The organism is Shewanella sp. 1CM18E (assembly GCF_023161665.1).
Lineage (GTDB): Bacteria > Pseudomonadota > Gammaproteobacteria > Enterobacterales > Shewanellaceae > Shewanella.
Genome location: NZ_JALNTW010000006.1, coordinates 135,684 through 157,606 on the forward strand (window position 1 = coordinate 135,684; position 21,923 = coordinate 157,606).

The 21,923-nt window shown below is 40.3% G+C and carries 10 protein-coding genes and 1 pseudogene; all 11 read right to left on the minus strand.

Annotated elements, in window-relative coordinates:
• Window positions 1-69: 69 nt before the first annotated feature.
• The gene (locus tag MSG37_RS10490) at window positions 70-2,244 is read right to left on the minus strand and encodes an ADP-ribosylglycohydrolase family protein (RefSeq protein WP_248470622.1); all 2,175 of its coding nucleotides are present in this window, start codon (window positions 2,242-2,244) and stop codon (window positions 70-72) included.
• 133 nt (window positions 2,245-2,377) lie between these two features.
• Entirely contained in the window at window positions 2,378-3,703 is a 1,326-nt protein-coding gene (locus MSG37_RS10495; RefSeq protein ID WP_248470623.1) for an McrC family protein, read from the minus strand.
• Between the two features lies 1 nt (window position 3,704).
• Window positions 3,705-6,431 (minus strand): AAA family ATPase, encoded by a 2,727-nt coding sequence (locus MSG37_RS10500; protein ID WP_248470624.1) that lies wholly within the window; start codon window positions 6,429-6,431, stop codon window positions 3,705-3,707.
• Between the two features lie 334 nt (window positions 6,432-6,765).
• Complete coding sequence (locus MSG37_RS10505) at window positions 6,766-7,443, minus strand: hypothetical protein (protein WP_248470625.1); 678 nt, start codon at window positions 7,441-7,443, stop codon at window positions 6,766-6,768.
• Window positions 7,440-8,876, minus strand: a complete 1,437-nt coding sequence (locus tag MSG37_RS10510) for an asparagine synthase-related protein (protein ID WP_248470626.1) — start codon at window positions 8,874-8,876, stop codon at window positions 7,440-7,442. Before MSG37_RS10510 ends, MSG37_RS10505 begins: the two co-directional genes overlap by 4 nt.
• Entirely contained in the window at window positions 8,864-9,922 is a 1,059-nt protein-coding gene (gene ribA, locus MSG37_RS10515; RefSeq protein ID WP_282446635.1) for a GTP cyclohydrolase II RibA, read from the minus strand. Before ribA ends, MSG37_RS10510 begins: the two co-directional genes overlap by 13 nt.
• Window positions 9,912-13,262 (minus strand): glycosyltransferase, encoded by a 3,351-nt coding sequence (locus tag MSG37_RS10520; RefSeq protein ID WP_248470628.1) that lies wholly within the window; start codon window positions 13,260-13,262, stop codon window positions 9,912-9,914. Before MSG37_RS10520 ends, ribA begins: the two co-directional genes overlap by 11 nt.
• Before the next feature lie 132 nt (window positions 13,263-13,394).
• Window positions 13,395-14,126, minus strand: a complete 732-nt coding sequence (locus tag MSG37_RS10525) for an NYN domain-containing protein (RefSeq protein WP_248470629.1) — start codon at window positions 14,124-14,126, stop codon at window positions 13,395-13,397.
• 184 nt (window positions 14,127-14,310) lie between these two features.
• Window positions 14,311-17,592: pseudogene (locus MSG37_RS10530) on the minus strand (type I restriction endonuclease subunit R).
• A 15-nt stretch (window positions 17,593-17,607) separates the two neighbouring features.
• The gene (locus tag MSG37_RS10535; RefSeq protein ID WP_248470630.1) at window positions 17,608-19,059 is read right to left on the minus strand and encodes a hypothetical protein; all 1,452 of its coding nucleotides are present in this window, start codon (window positions 19,057-19,059) and stop codon (window positions 17,608-17,610) included.
• Entirely contained in the window at window positions 19,059-21,881 is a 2,823-nt protein-coding gene (locus MSG37_RS10540; protein WP_248470631.1) for an AAA family ATPase, read from the minus strand. Before MSG37_RS10540 ends, MSG37_RS10535 begins: the two co-directional genes overlap by 1 nt.
• Window positions 21,882-21,923 lie beyond the last annotated feature (42 nt).

Genomic DNA, 21,923 nt, shown 5'->3' on the forward strand with positions numbered 1-21,923 from the left:
GTGACGAATTTTAACTAACCACAACAAGGTATTAGTATGATTTAGCCCGAACTAATATGCATTAGTATCTTAGAAAACAATACCTTTTATTGCGCAAGCACAGGATTCGCACAAACCATCTCCCATATGCCAATCAGCCCAGGTTAACTTGCCGCAATGCTGACAAATGACCATAGGATTTTCTTGCTTAGCTCTGAATGACAGGTATTTAGTCACTGTCGATTTATCCACATCAGGCGCAAATGATTCAACCACCACAACTTCCATTATCGATTCATGAGGGCCAGTCCAATTGGTTCTATGTTCAAAAATGTTGATCGCGCTTTCGTCGGTCGAAACACCTAACTCATAACCCCGCCAATACATTAGATCATTAATATCATTCATCCATGGCTTAACGGTAGCTCTCTCGCTATTAGTCCCAGATGCTTCTTGCTCTAAACTCAACTGCTTAACTGCTTCTAAATACTGAGGCTCATGCCTAAATGCATCACACTTTTGCCAAGCGTTCATCATTGCCGATAAAGATTGACTTAGGTAACGAGGATCAAATGACTCTTTCTCGTAAATGGTTAAGCGCTTCTCTCCTTCCTCATTGAAGACATTAGCAAACAAGCGGATCCCTTCGCCTATTTCTAATTCAAACAAACCAGAATGTTTGCTGTGAATATTGAACTTAGTGTCAGAGTTCCAGTTTGCTTGAACCTCACCCCATAAAGGCTCTTCGTCTGTTAGGTTATGATTGTGTGGCTCTACACCATATGCACTCTTCGATTCATACCCCTGTAAAGGATGCACCACATAGAGGCGTTCCCCTGGCCTAGGTAAAGCCATTAGCGAAATGGCTTTAGATTGCAGCACTCGAGCAAAAGTCTCTAAAGACTTAATGCTACCGGTCATCCATAGCTCGCCTTGGTCAACAAGTTTCAAAATAGCCGCCAAGGGATCTATTTCAGAAGCGACAGGTTCTAGTAATGAGCTGGAAACCAACACTTCAAGTCTTCTAAGTAGTAATTCAAGCGAACCATCTTCAATACAGGCCGCAATTGTTCCATCCATACAGCGTTCAAAGCGGACAACTCTGATCAACCAACTCACACAATCACGAAATGAAGCAGTCTCTAACCAGTCACTAAAATCAGCTAGGCAGTCCAACCTAATTCTGGAAAATGGCGCTTCATAACTAATATGACTCACCATCAATCCATAGCGGTAAGCCGTGCTATACAAAGGCACATCACGGCTCTCGAGTCCGTTTATCTGTTTTCTGGTCAATTCAATAAAACTAGCAACCAATTGGTTATCAGGACGCGCTATTAACCACGATGCAGTATCTGCAATATGGCGCTGCCACGCTAGCTTATTCAACCAGCCTTTTGGAATAGCTAGTTCGCCATAAAAGGCCCCTGCTAGCTGGCCATAAATAGCCGCGGTGGTGTCAGCATCTTCTCCTAGATTTGCAGCAAGTAACGCGCCTTGTTCAAAGTTATCACTTTGACAAAAACACCACAGTGCAGCTTCGAATGCGTCAATAACAAAGCCTGTTCCACGAATGGCTTCACGGGGTTTATCAATGAAATCCCCCTCGCAAATGGCTCTGATGTCCGCATGACAATCTGGTCGATAATTTAGATAATCCCTGACCCCTTGAGTGATAAAGAAATGTTCATGAGGCAGGCATTCACTGTTCAAAATACGATGAATTAGCAAAGTCATTAGCTCGCATGCCTCGATGCAGCGCTGCTCGGCATGGGTTACCTTCGAGGACTGCGCCGCAGCCTCCATTGCTTCTGCCTCAGTGGCATTAGCATAAAATAAGGCGACGGGAGCAATACGCATTAAGCTTCCATTTCCAGCGGCATACTCAGCTGTCGAACCACTTTCAGGAACAGCACTTCTTTTGTACGACATCAAGGCATCACGAACAGTATTACCAATGTCAAAACAAGTTCCTGTACAAGAGTTCTCCCCCTCTTGATACCAACGCAAATAGCGCATGGCTTGATCCGACAAATCCAAGCTTCCCTTTTCAACCAAGCTATCGGCTAAACACAGCATCATGGCAGTATCATCTGTCCATTGCCCTGCTTTTAGCTTAAACGGCCCACCACCGACCATATCCGTTAATGGCTGATAACTGTCTTTGGGCTTGAATTCTAAAGTGGTTCCTAAAGCATCGCCACAAGCCAGCCCTAACAACGCGCCCTGAGCACGTCGCAACTTAAATTCATCGAAGGACAACATCTTAATATCCATATAGTTATGATAGAGGAGAGAACTCTCCTCCCGGTAAAGGTAAAATAGCACTCGCCAAAAGGCTGAGTACGATTACAAGCTTACGAAAAGGACTGTTCTGCTTGCCAAAAACTTACATTACTTACAGAAAGTACTTATTAGCGACAGCATTGCGAGGCAAATGAAGTTTGCTTCCCTGAAGTGTGATCTCAAATGGAACTACCCAGAGTCTAAGCTGAGCTGGCATTCCTTGCAGATTTGTGAATTCGAAAGGCAGTTCAACAGGCTCTTTCAACCCCTCGTGCATAGGATAAATCAGCAGCATCTCACCTTCACCCGATAGATAGTTATGCCCATATGCAAACATCTGATAAATATCTGACTGTGATACTCCATACTTATCAGTACCATTTGCCTTGTTATCATCAAGCGTTTTCCACTTGGTATCCATTACACATATGTGCTGCTTATCTTTTTGTATGACAATATCAGGTCTAAGCTGAAACCAGTTTTGCTCGCCATGTTTAACTAAGTGCGTTGAACGCGCCTGAGTGACAATTTGATAAGGTGGAGTAATCTGCTTATATAGCTCTGCAGCAACATAAGATTCAAATACTGCTTCCATCGGAAATAACAGCGAAGTCGCCTCATTTGCCCCTTTCATGGTTAACGGCGAATAGGCATTTAAAATTAATTTCGCCCAAGCTAAAGCTGACTCGTAATGCGCCATACCTCGCTCTAGCCTGACTCGACTAAAGTCTTGTTTATGATCAACACTGGCAGGTACTTGGTCAAAGGCAAACGTCAGCTCTTGTTGCAAACGCTGATTAGCTAGACTTCGGCTCAATTTTTTCACGCATAATAGCGCCGCATGTACTAATCGATTTTCGGCTCTATCAGGCAAAAACTCCTCAAACTCCACCTGAAATCGATGACGAATAACCAAGTTATGTTTAAGCTGCTTAGCAACTTGTAACTTGCCCTTGAGGTATAACAGGTTATCTTCACGCGCTGAGTAATCACTTCTCAAGCCACGTTTGATTAGATGGTTAACCGACGCCAAGAATTGACTAATGAACACCTCTAACAAAGGCATTTTTTGTTGGCTGATATTAGCTGATTCAGTTTTTATGTGTCTAAAGTCACCCAATGCGGCGAGCATCAGCAACAACGCCGCTCGCGCGTCATCCTGCTTTTGCTTACAATTGCCTTTGCCAATTTTAGGCAAAATCTCTATTTGAGTGCCATCTGGGGTCAAAATCACCCCTGCATAGTTTTGAGTTTGAAGCACCTCGGTATTTTCAACCATCCTCAAACGCACAAAGGCACTTTCAGACTGCTCACACAAGCAAAGCTGTTTTAAATACTGATAAGCATCTGACGAGATCCAGTTAATCTTTTCAGAGGCTTTCTTATGCGCAACATCAGCAAGAAAGCCATATTCAAAGACGGTAATATTGTTACTCATCTTACTTGTCGTCAGCCGATTGCAAAGATTTAGGCTGGTAAATTAAACGATACGACTCAGCCTTATCCCAAATGGAACCCTCAATATCAAACGAAGATAATTGATAAGTCTCCGAGGCTTTTTCGTAATTACCTAATCCATGATTGTTACCAAAAATATCTTCAAAACTGTTACTCGTAACTTCAATCAAACAGTTCTGTTCGGCTTTTTGATTATCCCCGAGTACTAAGCGAATACGATTCCAATCTTCAAAAAAGTACTCTTGTAATAGCGGTAGTACCTTATTTTTAAATACGTTTTTCAACTCAATCAGCGCTTGCTCGAGCTTATTTGCTTTAATCAACTGCGCCACAGGGATAAAAAATGCATGTCCTAGCATATGCTCACGATCATACAGCACCTCTATTCGCTGATTCATCACCTCAAGCAACTTAGCTAAATCAACTTCACCACTGTTATGCTTCAGCGTTCCATATGCCCTGAGCACATCATAATTTGGCATCATTTCCACAAAGTCAAAACGACGGCGCAGCGCGGTATCCATCAAAGCTAAAGAACGGTCGGCGGTGTTCATTGTGCCAATGATATGCAGGTTATTAGGTACTGAAAATCTATCACCCGAGTAAGGCAAGATCACTTCAAGGCTTTCAGCATGACCTAGTCTTTTTGAGGGTTCAATTAAAGTTATTAACTCGCCAAAAATTTTAGATATATTACCGCGGTTAATCTCATCGATAATCAAAACATGATTTTTTACTTCTTCCAGTTTTTGTTTTGATTCATTCAATAAAGCAGTAAGTTTCTCTCTTGATACAACAGAATCTTTTAAGTTGTATAACGTCATTTGAGATAAAGCGGTAGCAAAAAGCTCTTCTACAGGGCGCGACTCTTCAAACACCATTAACCATTTCACATCTCGCTTTTGATAATACCAATCTCGCCCATCATTAAGGTAAGCGTAGTCAGATGTGATCTCAGCAATCGCTTTAAACTTATGGTTACCGTCAGAAACGATAACCAAATCACCAATAGACATTTTATTAACTAAAGTATTAACCGCAGTCACGTTATAGTCTTGTGGTTTTAATTTGTATCCAGCCTCAATAAATTTTTGCTTAACTCTTGTAGAGCTTTTACAACCTTCAAAGTCAATATCACCACCGTAACCAAGCAAAACATAATTATTTTCGATACAGTCGCTGAATACCATTGCACCTTCATCTGTTAAGGTATTACCGAGTGACATTTTCCAAATTTTTCGTTTCTCAAGGCTATATCCTGATAGCGCTTCTACCTTGCTAACATGCTTAGCCTTAGCGCCAGTGACTGACTTTTTAAAAATCCCCGGTTCCACCTTATAATTCAGCTGCCCGTCAAGGGTTACAGCCTTCAGCCCTTCAACAAACTCTTCATAACCATAACTCTGATGAAAAGTCACAAAGCGGATCCGCTTCTCATCGACTAAGCGATCATACTCAGCTTTTAACTCATCACGGTTTTGCCAACTAAAGCTTGGCTCAGCCGCTTTTACCGCGGCTTCCACTGTATGATAAGTTTTACCCGTACCAGGAGGGCCATAAAGAATCTGGTTTAAAGCATGAGACATAATCGTTTCCTTATTTACATTTTCTAAATCAGAGTCATTATTTCGGCGATTTAAAAGTTTGGCCACATGGCTTATAATATTTTTATTTTCATTAATCCTCCAAATAATAATATTCAGTTTTAACGGGTCGACAGTTGGCAAACATAGCTTAATCTCTGCTTTTAATGATGAACTTAGTTCAAACCAATTTTTATTCTTAGTTTCAATCCCTAGAGAAAAATACTGATTAAAGAAAGCCACTAGTTTAGTCATCACTCTTTTATCAACGGGAAAGGTTAACTCATCGGAGTTATAGGCAATTGCAATTCGATTCAATACTGCATTATATATTTTTGAAAGCTTTTGTTCTTTTTTTGCCTCTTGCATCAAACCTATAGCTTGATTGTAATGAGTTAAATCACTACCGCTTTTCATCAACTTAGTAATTTGATTCAATACTGGCTTTGCCGATTGAAAATCGGTATTTGAGGTGATGCCATTTTTTATCGACGCAACCCCATCACTTTGTGATAACCAGTGTGTTTCTAGTTGTTCTTCAGTGAGTTCATCAACTCTTTGCAGCTGATAAGTAAATAGTTGATATTTTTCATACCATTTTTGATTAGCTGAATTAGAAACAAAAGTCCCTAGGTAGGCATTAATTATACCATTTAACGTCATCTCTGAGGGGGACAAGTAATAAAGAGTCAGATCCAAATGACATAAATACTCAATCAATTTACTTCTCTGAGTAAACTGACAGATCCGATAAGCGACTCGTTTAGAGCCAGCATCAACCTCATCGGTTCGTGAATAAATCTGCGCATCATCTTCTAATGTGAACTCTATAAAGTCAGGTTCTTTATCATCTTGAAACCGAAATCGTTGCGATAAATACTTATTAACCTCTTGACGGCGAATATTTCCACTAGCAGCGTAGAGTTCACTGACACGACCTTGCAACATGTCACGACTAACAAGCTCTAGTACACTTCCATTTTTATGTGCTTCGAGTTCATTAGTCAATTCTGCTAATGCCTTAAAGACAGCAATACAATTGAGTTTTGTTTGGTCTACAGGAAACTCGCTAAGTGTGGTTTTTACATATTCTTTATACAAGTCGAACTGATTATTGTAATCCATAAACTAACAGTATCTCTTAAAAGTAGCCTGTTTTATCAAAGCTAAATGCGAAACTTTGCTCTTTTTAGTTTTTTTTATGTGCCTAAATGTTATATTCTCATTCTAAAACCTGCCATCATAAGCACTTTTTAAATCTAACATTACTCAACATAAAATAAGTTGATATAAAAACACTTTTTAAACTTTTACCCTATAAATACAGTTTTCTATACTGTGCTTATAACCAATCAGACCACCAAAAGCGTTACAACTTCTTAATCTACTAGGCAGCCTGTACTTTGTTATATCTCTTAGAAAACTCAAATATACTGCGGCTTACATTTGAACACTTGTGTTAATATTGTTCAATATGCCTCTCAATAGGGCTAATATCATAATCAAAATGAGTAGCGATCTCGTACTTTAGGTTATCCAATTCAACGTTAGTTACTTCTTGGTATTCCTTATGACTATAGATTTCTAGTCGAGTACCTCGAAGAAAAAGAAACTTCTGCCCAATGATCATAGAAAAACGCAACTCATCGCCAAAAGGATAAGTGATGTTACTTGAAAACCTATTAGCAATTCCCTCATAGATTTTCGCCTCATCCTGTTGTGCAATATCGATTTCCATTTGAAGCTTTTCAACACCGCGTTTTGAGTGATAAATTTTAATAAGCCCATTTTCAACTTCACTTCTGTAACGCATTCCAAAGCATTCATAAGCAGTAGATAATTTTGCAGAAAAAAGTCGAATAGATGGCCAGCCATTCCCAATATCGGCAAAATAGCGCTGCCCGCCTATTTCTAACCTTATTAGCCTATGTTTCTCTTCGCCATCAATACGAGCAGTATGCAAATATGCTTCTAACCCCGAAGCTTTCGCCGACTCAAGATAGCTCAAGGTTTTATCTGAACACGTTCCACCATAAGCTGTAGTTACTGGGAGTGCATTTTTAAGAAGATATAGATTGTGAAAAGGTTCACTCCTAAATTTATCAACTAATATCTTCTGAGCCAATTGTACTGTCACCTATGTGCTACTCCCCGAGTTGCAATAACAGCATCAAACGTTGGATAGCTTGAAAAGTAAGGGTTGTTCACATCATAAGTAAATGCCTGCTGCCAAAGACCTCTTAGTTCGAATATTTCCATATTGCCGTTACGCGTCAAATAAGAAACAACCAACTTGCGTACTCCACTACCTACATCAAAGGACGTTTTCTTCCGATTAGCAATTTCAGCAGGCAATAAGTGTCTGAATGCTTCCCTTAGCGCCACCTTGTTACTCTCAGGTAAATAAAACTGTTGATACTCTAAATTGTCTGCAATACATTTCACTGAGCGATCAAGAAACGGACATCGCGCCTCAACACCATGAGCCATGCTACATTTATCCAGGCGCCTAAGCTCTGTAAAGCACATATCAGCAATCAACTTCTCTCGCGTTGATTGCCAATCAAGCTCAGATAAGCCCTCATGGTAGCCTCCGAATAGCTCATCAGCCCCCTCACCAGTTAGTACAACCTTTATGCCTTGCCTTTTTGCCGCCTCAGCCAGTATGTAAGTCGCCAAACCGTTGCTTATAATTGATGGGTTATAGCTTTCAGCTGCAAAAAGTACCTTAGCAATTAATGCTGGCAACTCTTGCTCCAATGGTAATGGAATGTACTTAACATTTTCTAAACCAAGATGTTGTGCGAGAATATTAACCATTAAAACATCGGCGTTTTCTGGTTCCCCAAGCACAAAATAAGTAATATCTTTACGGTATTTACTCGCTATTGTTGCAATTATCGAACTATCTAAACCTCCACTAAGGAAAATACCAAATGGCTTAGTTGGTAAACGCTTAACGACAGCTTCTTCCATAGCTAACTGTAAGCTAACCGGTCTACCCGCAGGTACACTATGCTCAGCTATTTGTAACAGTACTCCAGTAGCTAAATCTAACTTACTAATCCCAATCGGTACTTGTTCAAACCATTCAATCTGCTTTAATGCCTTAAGCTCACTTACAACAAATAAATTGTCATCTGCTCTGCCGTAAAATAGTGGCTTCTTACCCATATGGTCGCGTAACAGGTAAAGACTATTGGTATCTGACTCGTAAATAATCCCTGAATAAAACCCATCTAATTCAGCCAATATTTGACTACCTAACTTATTAAATAATGGAGCAATAACAAGCGCGTCAGACCCTGTTCCTTGTGTCAAGTTATAATGTTTAGCTAGCGATTTCGCATTGTAAACTTCACAATTAAAAGCGCCAATAAGGCCTTCAGTCCTATAGGGCTGACGACCTGCAATACTTTCATCGTTAATCGCTAAGCGAACGAAGCCAATGGCTAATTGATGACTAACTAAATAGTGTTGATCATCAGGTCCTCTATGGGAAAGCATACCCAATACCTCTGGCATACTTTTCACTGCAGTTGTACCGTAAAGTAGCGCTACTCCACACATAACAGCGGCTCTTTACAATCTCGAAGCTGACAACGTAATTCTACTAGTAACTCTCCCAAGCGGTTCAATCCCGAACCATCGCCTGCATCTCCCCAGTACGCATCATTGTTAGTATGCTCGGCTATACTTCGGTTCTTAGTTGATAGCAGTAATTCTTTGAGTTGTGGATGTTGAGTAAACTTGGCTGCAAGTGCTTGCCACATAATCAACTCTTTTACATCTTGCCAATTACTTTTGAGATACTTCGACTCTAGTTGCATAGCGACTTGTTTGGCTAGCATTGGGCTTGGGGTTGAGCGAACTCGTTCTTGCAAGGATGGGTCGTTGAATTTCTGTGCTTGATAAAAGTGCTCTGCGGTTTGCCAAATTTTCCCATCTACATAAATAGCATGTTGCGAGAAGTTGGAAAACTCTCCCCAAGTTTGATCTGAGTGGTAAAAATATATGGGTCTACTGTCAGCTAATTCTCCGCTCAACGGCAGAGAATGACCCAACTTATCATTTTTACTCTGTAAATAACTGGCATTTTCTGGACGTATTTGTGGATGAGTATTTACGACTTCTACAGCTATCCCGGTTCTCTCTAATGCTTGACACTTTCTTGGGTTATTTGACATTAACCGTACCTGTTTAATGGACAGTTTTTTTAACACTTGAATCGCAGGGGTATAATCTCGAACGTCTTGCTCTAAACCCATTACTTGAAAGGACTCTGCGGTATCCAGTGATTCAGTCTGCATTTTATGTACTGCTTGAATCTTCTTAGAGAGACCTTGACCTCGTCCTTCTTGATGCAAATGAAAAATAATACCACCACCGTTATGTGCAATAACTTTCATAGCTTCGCGTAATTGATCAGCACAATCACAATCTCTGGATTCAAAAACTTCAGAGGCCAAACAAGAGGAATGCAAACGCACTATAGGGTTACTGCCAACTTTTCTAATATCGCCAAAAGTTACGACTCTTAGCAACTCATCTCCAGTGTCATACATTCTAAATGTGCCGTGTAAAGTCGGCAGTTCGCAATAATTTTTATAAGGCATGATGTTCTATCGTCTCGACCATTTTATTATGTGCACTTGCAAAAGCAGTGCTCTGCGGCACAATCTTATTTAAAAATTCGTGAATATGCTGTTTGTTCATTTGGTTAACTTGAACTTCTAGTTTTGCAAAATTTGATGGACTAAAAGAACAAGTTAGGTTTTTGCAAAGTTCTGATAATTCAGGATACTTAGATAGTGCTTGAGCTATGCCATTGATTCGATGAAAGCTCAGCTTCAATCGTGCAAGGCGAGTATTACGTGCATTTTGAGTAGCCTTCCAAACTATTGATTTTTCGTCAGTAGTAAAAACCAAATTATGCTGTTCATTAGTGGCCAAAAACTCGAGTAGGCCAGCGTATAGCGCCGATCCCATTATTTCATCCTGTACCTTATCTATATTCAGAACTTGTCTATTGCTCACACGCCCAGAATGCTGAACTGGAAACGGAACAGCCTTTATATTTAGTCCATGATGATACTTATTGATCACAGCCCAAACCATGTCTGATCTTCGCGCCTCACGTTCATTAATTTCAGGAATTAAATTGGGAGTTGATGTTAGTGCCTTGGGGTTAAGAACAAAGGTATTCCCCCCTCGGTTAACCGTGTCTTTTGCTTGCACTAATGCTTGTTCTGAACAAACAGGTACAATACTTCTAGTGAGTGGAAAACCCGTAAGTAGAAGTGGCGCGTATGTACATAATCTTGTTCGCGCTTCCTTAACACTTTCACCTTTATAGGCTGGTTCAAGCCAAAACGGTACTTCGAGGTGAGCTGAATGTTTGCGTGATAAATCGTAATAATAATCAGGGTATTTGTTTCGTAGTTTAGTATTTTCAGCACTACGATCAGGTATTTCAGCATGAATAGGCAATTTATCTAACCAACGTAAGTTATGTAATAAATCAACCAGCTGGCCACGCAACCCATTTAGAGGTGGATTAGGAGAAGAGCCTTCATATTGCCCAATAGCAATATCTACTCCCTCTTCCTTAAGCTTTGGAAGCCAACCAAGATATTGCTGGGCCCGCCCGTCAAGTCGCATATCGTCATCCAAAATCCATGCAATAGTATTTGGGTTTGCTGCACACTCTAATCCAACGTACTTCTGCAACATACTGCGAGCATGTGCGATACCTATTTGCCTATTCGGACGGTTAGTAAAACAAGCTCCAAATAAGCCACTCTCAGCATCTATAACTTGTTGCTCTTCACTGATTATTTGCACGTTACCAGTTGGCCTAGGACTGTTTACAAGAACCTTTTCAAGACTATTAGCTGAACAATCGTTACATAAAACAATTGTTTTTATTCTTGTGATAAAGCCACAGGGAACCAGATCTGAAATGCTGCATAGTAATGGTAGTAATTTATATGGATCACTAGTAATTACACCTATGATTAGCTCAAACGCAGAAGGACGCTCTGTTAAAGAAGGTAAAGGTAATTTAACTTGCCGTGCAAGTTTTAAGTTACAGTCAATGCCTATTAGTCGTTGGCGAAATTGTTGATACCCCTGCATCTCGTTCAAATTTAAAGTTTGCAACGACTGACGCATTAAGTACTTGAGGCGAGGATGGTTTGAAAAATTAATAGATAAGAATGCTCGACGAGCCATGTGCTCAAAACCTAGCTCATTCCAAGGGCGAATATCAGAACCGTAGTCAATAAGCTTTACTTCGTTAAAAGTTTTAATCAAATTTTTAGGATGAATGTTATTGCACACAATGCCTGCTTTGCTGCAGCTGTGAATCAAATTAACCACTTGCTCGCAATAACCACCTTCATACGGGCGACTTTCTTCATAAGGATATGTCAGCACTAAGGCTTTGCCATCAGAAAGTACATTATCCAGAGCATATAATCCTGGTAAATTGTGCCATTTTGAACTTTCCAACTTTAAGAAGTTAATTTGCTCTTCAGGTATGCGAGTCTTCCAGTAATCAATACACTTAAAAACACGTTTACCATCAGTCATGACTACGGCTTCAGAACCGACTCCCAGCAGTTGCAGTTTTTCTACATTCAATAACTTTTGTATACGAGTATGAGCTTGACTTGTGCGACATAGAATTAACTCTGAGGCTAGTTCAGTGTTTTGCTCTACCTGCTCATTAATGAAGTGAGTACACAGCTGACGGGCTCCTACTTCCGTTAAAAAAGTAAATATAACATTCTCAAAAGTATCGATTGAACGATCAAAAAATGGCCTACCACTCAATACCCAAGCACTATGACCAATATTTTCCTTAGCAATTTTAGCCGTTGCTATTTCAATACTTATATCTTTCTCACATAAGTTGTAGCAAGTTATGCTCTGCTGGCTTATAAAATCAAGGAGTGTACTCAAATCCGTATCGTAGAGTTCACTACCTTTGGTTAAGACAATATTTAGCCCGACAAGGTGCTGACTGCCAAGTTCGATAAGCTTGGCAATGGTCTCTGTTATTAAACCAAAAGAAACATGCCCTAATTCAATACCTAGCGTCAATGCTACTTGAAGAGCTGGCTCTACAAGTGCTTGATGTGACTTTGGGAGGCTCCAGTTAAACAATTTCTGCGCACGAGTAACAAATGCAACTCGTTGTTCATCATTCATTCGTCCATGATATTTAAGCCAAAAAGCAGTTAGACCATTCAACTTTTCAGGTGAGCTTGGTGTACTAAGCCGTTCGCGACCAATATCTGCATAATGATTTAACAAAGGCTCATTTAAACTGTAGTAGCTGAGTCCATCTAACTCACAAAGCCTTATACATAAGTCACGATCTGTGCAGCTTGATAAGTGTTCGTCAAAACAGCCACTCAATAACATAACATCGAGGGATAAAAACAGGTTAGAGCCTTGGATTCCTGGGTTTCCTCGCAAGAAAATATCTTCATTTAATGACGTTGGCGGTAAACACTTAATTGGATCTAATCCGCTACACTCATAACGATACATACCTGTAGCAACCATATTGCTATTATTTAAGCTTGCAGTATCTAAACAACTCTCTAGATAGCTAGAGTGCCACTCATCATCGTCATCTAAAAAAGCTAAAAATAGTGAGCTAAAGCTATTTTGATACTGTCCTGTTAAATAATCTATTGCAGTGTTCCAAGCCCCGCTAGCACCAGGAGTTCGTCGATTTTTTAAATACTGAATATGGCAGTGGTTAGATGGTAACGATTCGATAATAAACTTATTCTGCTGCTGTACCTGTCCTAAGGAATCGTCTACAACAACAAGAATATTCGGTAATCTAGATTGATTAAAAACCGACTTAATCGCGCGTTTCTTTAATAGATTTGGTCTATTTTTCGTGGCTATAATTGCAGCTATTACTGGGGTGTTCAAACCGTACTCCGTTACAACTGAACAGCTAATGGCACTTTTTAAGGCATCTAGCTTTTTTATTTTTCTATAACACACTTTCTATAACGCAAAATGTTATACAGAAAGGTTAGATTAAGTGACTTAAATAAAGTCTTAGGACACCAATCTCTTAGCTTGCTGCTTCGCCCTTTTTATATCACGAACCCAAATCACAGTGTTGTTTGTGACTTTTGTTTCAAACAAATCAATCGCAGCAAAGAGATCACTTAACTTTTTAAATCCATAGTTTCGCTGGTCAAAGGATGCTTGATTAGATATGTGGGAACCTATAGGTCCGAGCATAGCCCAACCATCATCCTCTTCAACAGCCTCAATAGCCTGTCTTAGAAGGTTAATTAGCTTAGTATCACTCTTAATACTCTTAACGGGTTTAGTTACCTCTTCATCTATTTGCTCATATCCATCTAAATATAAAAAACGGGAGCAACTATTTACGAATGCGCTTGGTGCCTTGCGCTCACCAAAACCAATTAAAAACTTGCCATCAGCAAGCGCTCTAGTGACTAAAGGAGTAAAATCACAATCGGATGAAACCAAACATATAATATCTACATCTTTGGTATAAAGGGTGTCCATTGCATCGATGACTAATGCTATATCTGTAGCATTTTTACCTTTAGTAAGATCGAATTGCTGGATCGGTTGTATCGCGTATTCATGCAGTACATCTTCCCAAGGCTTGATGTTTGGGCTTTTCCAATTTCCATAAGCCTTGCGGATATTAACAACACCAAACTTTGCTAACTCTGACAAAATCACATCAATCTTTGCTACAGGAGCATTATCCGCATCAATAAAAAGAGCTATTTTTTCCTTATCTTTCACTTGTTCTCCCTAACTAACAGCCTGTTCTTCACACTTTTTACAATACCATAATAAATACAATTACACTCTTGATTTTATAATCATTAGATATTGAATATTAAGCATTATCTACAAAAGCAGTTTATTAAGAATGTGCAGAAACTCGGCCATAAAAAAGGTGAAGCTTTCGCTTCACCTTTAATCGTTACTGATACCAACCATCGGCCAGTACTTCTGCTTGTTCAAGCACTAACTTAATCGCAGCTTCTGCCGCGTCAGGTGGATACTTCCAGCGGCGCAACAGACGAACTAAATTACGCATACGTGCTCGAACGCTATCACGCTTTTGCCAGTCTACCGTAGCTGACTTACGCAGCTGTTGAGTTAACTCGATAGCTAAACCACGCAAACTATCATCACCCAATTCTCGCACTGAAGCTTCGTTCATGACCAATGCTCGATAAAAAGCAATTTCATCAGGAGATAGATTTAGACCTTCCGCCATCTCAGCATCAGCAGCCATCTCTTTCGCCCATTTGATTAGCTCTTCAATAACCTGAGCGGTTTCAATACTACGATTATGATACTTTTGCAGTGTTGTCATGATGCGCTCAGAATACTTCTTCTCCTGCACCACATCATTCTTCATGCGCGCTTTGACCTCATCACGCAGCAACTTCTCGAGTAACTCAACAGCAAGGTTCTTCTCTTTCATGTTCTTCACATCTTCTAAGAACTCTTCAGAGAGTAAACCAATATTAGGTTTATCTAACCCCACCATATTAAAGATGTCATCAACACCATCAGCAATAATTGCGTTATCTAATATCTGCTTTAATGCTGTGTTACGTTCTTCATCACTGCGCTTTTTATCAACTGTTGAGTGTTTGATAAAAGCGGTTTTAATCGCAGAGTAGAAGGCTATTTCGTTTGTATAACCTTGGGTTTCATCCATGGTATTGCATAGAGAAAACGCTTTAGTCATTGCCGCCATTACATCCAAGAAGCGCCGTTTACCATCTCGTACCTCTTCACCTTTACTATTGCGATGAGATAAACCTGATAAATGGTTTACAGCCCCAGGCAACAGACGCAATGCATTCGTTTCAAACTCAGGTCGGTAGTTAAATACGGCACCATCAACTGGCGTGGCAAACATACCTCTCACAATATCAATTTTTTCCATTAATACGGAGAATGCTTCAGCAGTATCGACCGTTGGTTGCCCTTTACCTTGGCTATTGGTATAGGTTTTAAGAGCATTTTTTAGCTCATTGGCAATACCGATATAATCAACCACTAAACCGCCCGGCTTATCTTTAAACACACGGTTTACGCGTGCAATAGCCTGCATCAAATTGTGCCCTTTCATCGGCTTATCGATATACATGGTATGACAACATGGCGCATCGAAGCCTGTTAGCCACATATCACGCACAATTACCAACTGAAGTTCGTCTTGGGTATCTTTATAGCGTTTTTCAAACAGCTTTTTGGTCTTCTTATCATGAATATGAGGCTGCATCTTCTCTTTGTCAGAAGCGCTGCCCGTCATCACGATTTTGATTGCGCCTTTATCGGGATCGGGGTGATGCCATTCAGGCTTTATTGCGACAATAGCATTGTACAGATCGACACAGATCTCACGGCTCATCGCTACAATCATAGCTTTGCCCGGGAAGGTTTCAGTACGCGTAATAAAGTGATTCACCAAGTCCTGAGCGACCTGCTGAATACGAGGCTCAGCACCAACGAGCTTTTCTAGTGTTGCCCATTGTGATTTGATTTTCTCGCGGCTCGCGGTCTCTTCTTCCTCACCAATTTCATCTTCAACTTGGTCGTTAAGTTCTTCAATCTCAGCTTGATTGATATCAAGCTTAGCTAAACGAGATTCATAATAGATTGGTACTGTGGCACCATCATCTACCGCATCTTGAATATCATAAACTGAGACATACTCGCCAAACACACCACGTGTATCTTTATCATCCATGGCAATCGGAGTGCCTGTGAAGCCAATGAATGAAGCATTAGGTAAAGCATCGCGCATGTATTTCGAGTAGCCAAATACATACTTAGAGCCGGTCACATTACCATTAGCATCTTTGACCTCAACTAACTTTGATTTATTACCATATTGGCTCCGGTGCGCTTCGTCAGACACCACTACAATGTTGGCACGCGTTGACAAGATTGGATGCTCAATTTCATCGTCTCCTTTTTCATCTTGACCTAGGGCAAACTTTTGAATGGTGGTAAAAATGATCCCACCCGATTGACGATTTAACAGTAATTGACGCAACAAATCTCGACCATCTGCCTGTTGTGGGATCTGCTTTAACGTCTCCTGAGCCATACCGAATGTATTATAAAGCTGACCGTCAAGATCATTACGGTCTGTCACCACCACAATAGTGGGGTTATTCATTGCAGGCTGTTGCAGCAGCTTACTGGCGTAGCACACCATCGAGATACTCTTACCACTGCCCTGAGTATGCCAAACCACTCCAGCCTTACCGCTACCCGCTTGAATCTTATCTAAGCCTTTCGTCGCTTGAACCTGATATTTGCCTATACTCTCAGCAACCATAGGTAAATCGCTATCTGCTTGTTTAGCTTTAACGGTTGCTTCTACCGCAGCACGTACAGCATGAAACTGGTGATAGCCAGCTATCTTCTTAATGATGATGTCATTATCAATCTCAAAGAGAATAAAGTAACGAATATAATCAAGTAGCAAATCTGGTTTGAAAAAACCACGCACCATAGTTTCTAGTTGAAACTCCAGTAAGGGTTTATCGTCTTCGCCAGTTACTGTTTTCCATGGAAGGAAACGCTCTTTATTCGCCGTCAATGAGCCAACACGGGCAGTCCAACCGTCGCTTACAATCAATGCTTCATTAAAAACAAATAGATCTGAGATTTCATCTTTATAGGTTTGCAGTTGGTTGTACGCATTCCAAATATCGGCATGTTCATCGGCCGGATTTTTTAGTTCGATAACTGCAATCGGCAAGCCATTGATAAACACCACCACATCAGGGCGACGGTTGCCCGTCTTTCCATGACGAGAAGTACCTGTAATGGTGAACTGATTAACAACAAGAAACTCATTATTATCTGGATTGCTAAAATCCATCAATCGCGCATGAGTGTGCTTAGTTTTAGTTTCCCCATCTTCATACACGCTGTACTCAACAGGAACGCCCTCAATCAAGTATTTGTGGAAAGCTCGATTGCTCTTAATCAGAACCGGTGTATCTGGTGTACTTACCGTATTCACCACCACATTCAAACTCTCTTGTGGCAGTTCAGGGTTTAACACTTCTAAGCGTTCAAGCAAACGCTGTTTCAACACCACCTGATGGTAATCATCGCGCTCAGGAGCGTCGCCATCGGGGGCGATGTCGTAACCGTTTTTGTAGAAATAGCCCTATTCGGTGAACCACCTAATACACTCTTGCTCTAACTGGTCTTCAGTAATCATCAAGCTTCATCCTTGCTAAAAAGGCATATCATCGTAATCCAATGGCACAGCGGCTTCGTTAACCAGCGTAAGCTTAATCGCTTTCCAACTATAACGAGATTTTGTTTTGTCCCAAGACATTACTTGTTGTACTAACACCTTAGACTCATTACTAATATCACCTATAACAAATGGCGGTACAAAGGTATCCTCAACAAACCCAAAGCCTTTTGGTGCAATTCTTAATGTTCCCTCTAAAAACACCACATCAGCAACCTCAGCCTTTGCACAAGGGCTAGAACTTATAACAGCTAACTCACCATTGTCATCTGAGACAACGAGTTCAACGTAATCACCAACTTGCGGTTTTTGCTTGGTCTTATGAATTCCCATGCGCACAGACAAAGACGTCGATTTATTCACAAATACATGAAAGCCTTTGCCTGATTTATGGATATTTTCAACAAGGCCAACCAGCTTCTTTGTCGGCCCTAGCAGATAATCCAACGCATCTTGAGATATTGACTTTAAATAGCCATCAAGTCGCCCTTCATCAACGCTCGCGTCATACCAAGGTTGTTGAGATAACTGCTCCAATTCAGGCTTAACTTTCCAGCCACTATTTTGATATGCCATAATCGCTTTCTTTAGGCACATAGAAGCTTCTATAGCATGTTGTTTCACTAGCAATAAAGGAATAATCCCTTGTAGCAACTTCAAACTAAAGGTGACTTCATGAGCAGAAATAATCCCCTTAGCAAAAAACTTTATTGCTAAGTCTTGGTCTTCTTTTTTATAGGTTGCCGCCAATGCGCCCCATGCCCAAGACTCAGATTGCTTCTTCTTAAGGATCGGTAGGATTAAGCTACGAGCCTGCTCATATTGTCCTGCAATGACTAAACACTTTGCTTGGTCGTAATCCAACCACATAATGTGCTTAGTATCACTGACTTGCTGACGAGTACTATTAATCAATGCCATCAACTGGTTAAAGTCTAATTGCCATTGGTCTCTAGCCCTTAACCATGCAGCAGCCACTTGCCGAACACTAGATAACATCAGACTGGGTACTTCACCTTTCTCTGCTTGAAAAGGCTGCCTGCTTTCACTGTCAAATAATGCTGATTGATGACGTAGCACGCAGTGAACCATTGTAGGAAACCATTCAAGATTCTTTTTAAACTGCACCAAAAGCATTTTATATTCCAACCCACCGGTTGGGATTTCAAACCCCATAATGGTTTGTAACAAGCTTTCTATCTGTTCAAATTCAAAGTCACTAGGGCGCCAGTTATTTGAAGATGCACCTCGTTTAGCTATTTTTGCTTGATGAAGCTTTAAATACTCATAACACACCCAAAATAGCGCGCCTTTCAAATAAGCATCTTGTGGCGAATGTTCTAGCGAAGTAAAGCCTACATTCCAAGCCTCTTGCAGGTTACCGGCTTTGCGCAGGCTATTAACGGTGCGAAAAGGTTGTTCAGACATTATATTTTACTCCACATATCAAGCAATTCAGCCAATAACGGCTTAGAGCTACTCAAATTTGGCATAGGTTGTACTTTCTTAAACTGCTGCTTACCGTTGTAATAAAAATCAATAACAGCGGTTTCATTACCTCTGCCAAACGTATATCGCTGACTCCACTGATTTTGATCTAAATGGACAATATTAATATTTCTGCAGCCAAAGACCTCAACAATACGTTGATGGAAAGCTTCTAAGTAGGTCTCTACAAACAAAAATTCAGCCGTTGCTGCCGTTTTTGTACCATCAACTAACAGCGCCCCCTGTAACGGTGCTAAGCAGTGTTGTAGGCTGATTTGTAATAAACCGGTTCCTTTAACATTTATCGACGAAACTTTATGTTTACCATTGTAATTAAACTGTACTTCTGCGGTGTTTTCTTCAGCTTTAAACACATATAACTCTTGATATTGATGATGCCTAACTTCAGTGATCTCTATCCCTGAACCAATGAGCTGTGCTTTTACCTTTTCCAATAAATGTTCCAGAGGGGTATTTAATGCGCCATCGCCTGAAACATCATTGCTATTATTATCTTCACCAGCAGCTACGTTGATAGTAGGAGTAGTTGTTTCAGTTGTTGGTAATAGATGAGTTAACCAACCTTGATCCCCAACAATAGTTGAACCACCACCAAGTGATAATTTCGGCTCATCTAATACATAAAGATTCGAAGAGGTGCGTGTAATCGCCGTATAAAGCCAACGGAAATAATCCTTAGTCAGCGTTTTATAATGAGAAGAACATTTCACGAGCACGTGCTGCCACTCACTGCCTTGGGCTTTATGACAGGTAATTGCGTAGCCAAATTTAACTTTAAAAGCATTAAAATAAACATCTTCCTTTAATGCCTTTTTAAGCGCTTCCTCAGCTCCTTTTCTTTTTAAGTGAGAATGGCGATTAAGGAAGTCAACATACAGAGCTTTAGACTCATCTGAAGTCAACGACGGCTCAGAGTTATAAAGCAAGTTTTCAACTATTTTTGCTGTAAAGCGCATAGGTTCATTAAAGTCACCTCGAAAACCAAGTTCAACATCTCTAAAGACTAACTCTACTGATACAGTTTCAACTTTACCCTCAACTTTTTTACTAAAAGTAATACGCTTGGTTTCTGGCGCAGACAAAACATTTAACACTGCACCAAATTCACCATTGGTAACCGACATATATTCACGGTAATGGTTTGCCACTGAAATGAGTTTATCACCAGTACATAATTCATTTTTTTGAGGGAAAAACACCTGTCGGCATTGTCGATTATAATCTGCAACCTGTGCATTGGATGATGCAATAATCGTGATATCTTTAGTTTTCGCAATTTGCCTGTCGCACAATTGCATATAACGTTCAATAACCTCATCAGATTGAAGAGATTCAATATCAGCTTTGCTGCAATCAAAATCCAGTTGATTAAAAACGTTATCGTCAATTGCACCTCGAAGCAGCATAGCGTTATCCATCACGCCACTACCTGATTTTTGTCGTACAACTTCATCGAGCACAGCTGTATGCACAGATAACTTAAACTCATTAGTGAGGTATTCGGCATTTAATGCAGGCGAAAAACTTGCGCCTACAGGAGGCAACTGAGCGTGATCCCCGATAAAAATAATCTTACGAGTTACCGGTTTTTCGCTGTCATCAAAGTTATCTCGACAATAATGTACAAAGTCTGTTAATAAGCGCGTAGACCCAAATTGAATACTGTCTGAACATGAAGGACTATCAGAAAACATAGACGATTCATCAATAATATAAACCGTCTCTAAGCTATCAATGTTTCGCTTTAAAGGCGCTAGTTCAACGCCATATGCATCTTGCTCTGCAAGCTTCATATTAGAAAAATCAAAAATACTCCTATGGATCGTTGCTGCCGCCTGCCCAGTCTTTTCTGAGATAACCTTTGCAGCCTTGCCCGTTGGCGCCATCAACACACAGTGTTGCCCCAAGGCATTTAAGTAATTAACAATCCCTTTAGTAATGAATGTTTTACCAGTACCAGCATAACCATTCAAAATAAAACTTTCACAATTATCAGATTTCAGAAACGCATCAATCGCGTTAACCGCCTTTTGCTGCCCAGTGGTTAATTCAACTTCGCTAAAAAACTCATTAACCGAAATGCGTTTGCGAGTTTCACCTGTCTTCATGTCAAAACTATTTGCCGCCTCACGCGCAGAATTCTCAAATTCTTGTAGCTTTTTTAACTTCACTTCTGCTGATAAGTAGGCATCGCGACTGTTTTGCAATTTACGGCGAATATTTTCAAGTTCAGTCTGTGTTTGTCGCACTTCGGAATCTCGGTTAGCGATATCCTTAAGTAACTGTTCATTGTCTTTCTGCAATGAATTAATTTCTGTATCATTTGGCGCAATATGCACAAAGTCAGGTACAAACACATAATGAGTTTGCATCGTTTGGATAAACCAGCGGCCAATAAAATAGCACTCTTGTACTAACCAAAGCGCATCCGTTACAGTAATGTCTGCTTTATTATGGACAGCATTATTTCCCTGCTTGCGTACTAAATGAAGTTTGCTCTGAATTTCATTCGGTATTGCCTGACGAAACTGTTGATTATTTAGACGCGCAAACAAATCATTACCGTCAGTTTGCTCAAAGCTTAAATAATGGTAGATATATTCAACCAACAGCTCGGTAAATGCACGAAGCTTAAAGGCACAAGTTTGTGGGTCGCTATATACATATGATTCTGCTTGCTTAGCAAGCGCAGCAAGCTTGCTGTAGTCGGAATTTAAAAATGAAAAATTTGAAATTTTCATTAAACTACATCCTTATTAAACATTAGCCACTCAACTTTACAC

What these genes read in the sequence shown, in the direction of transcription:
- MSG37_RS10510 (WP_248470626.1), bottom strand. Translation starts at nt 8,876, where the DNA reads ATGTGTGGAGTAGCGCTACTTTACGGTACAACTGCAGTGAAAAGTATG.
- MSG37_RS10535 (WP_248470630.1), bottom strand. Translation starts at nt 19,059, where the DNA reads ATGTCTGAACAACCTTTTCGCACCGTTAATAGCCTGCGCAAAGCCGGT.
- MSG37_RS10540 (WP_248470631.1), bottom strand. Translation starts at nt 21,881, where the DNA reads ATGAAAATTTCAAATTTTTCATTTTTAAATTCCGACTACAGCAAGCTT.
- MSG37_RS10495 (WP_248470623.1), bottom strand. Translation starts at nt 3,703, where the DNA reads ATGAGTAACAATATTACCGTCTTTGAATATGGCTTTCTTGCTGATGTT.
- ribA (WP_282446635.1), bottom strand. Translation starts at nt 9,922, where the DNA reads ATGCCTTATAAAAATTATTGCGAACTGCCGACTTTACACGGCACATTT.
- MSG37_RS10490 (WP_248470622.1), bottom strand. Translation starts at nt 2,244, where the DNA reads ATGTTGTCCTTCGATGAATTTAAGTTGCGACGTGCTCAGGGCGCGTTG.
- MSG37_RS10500 (WP_248470624.1), bottom strand. Translation starts at nt 6,431, where the DNA reads ATGGATTACAATAATCAGTTCGACTTGTATAAAGAATATGTAAAAACC.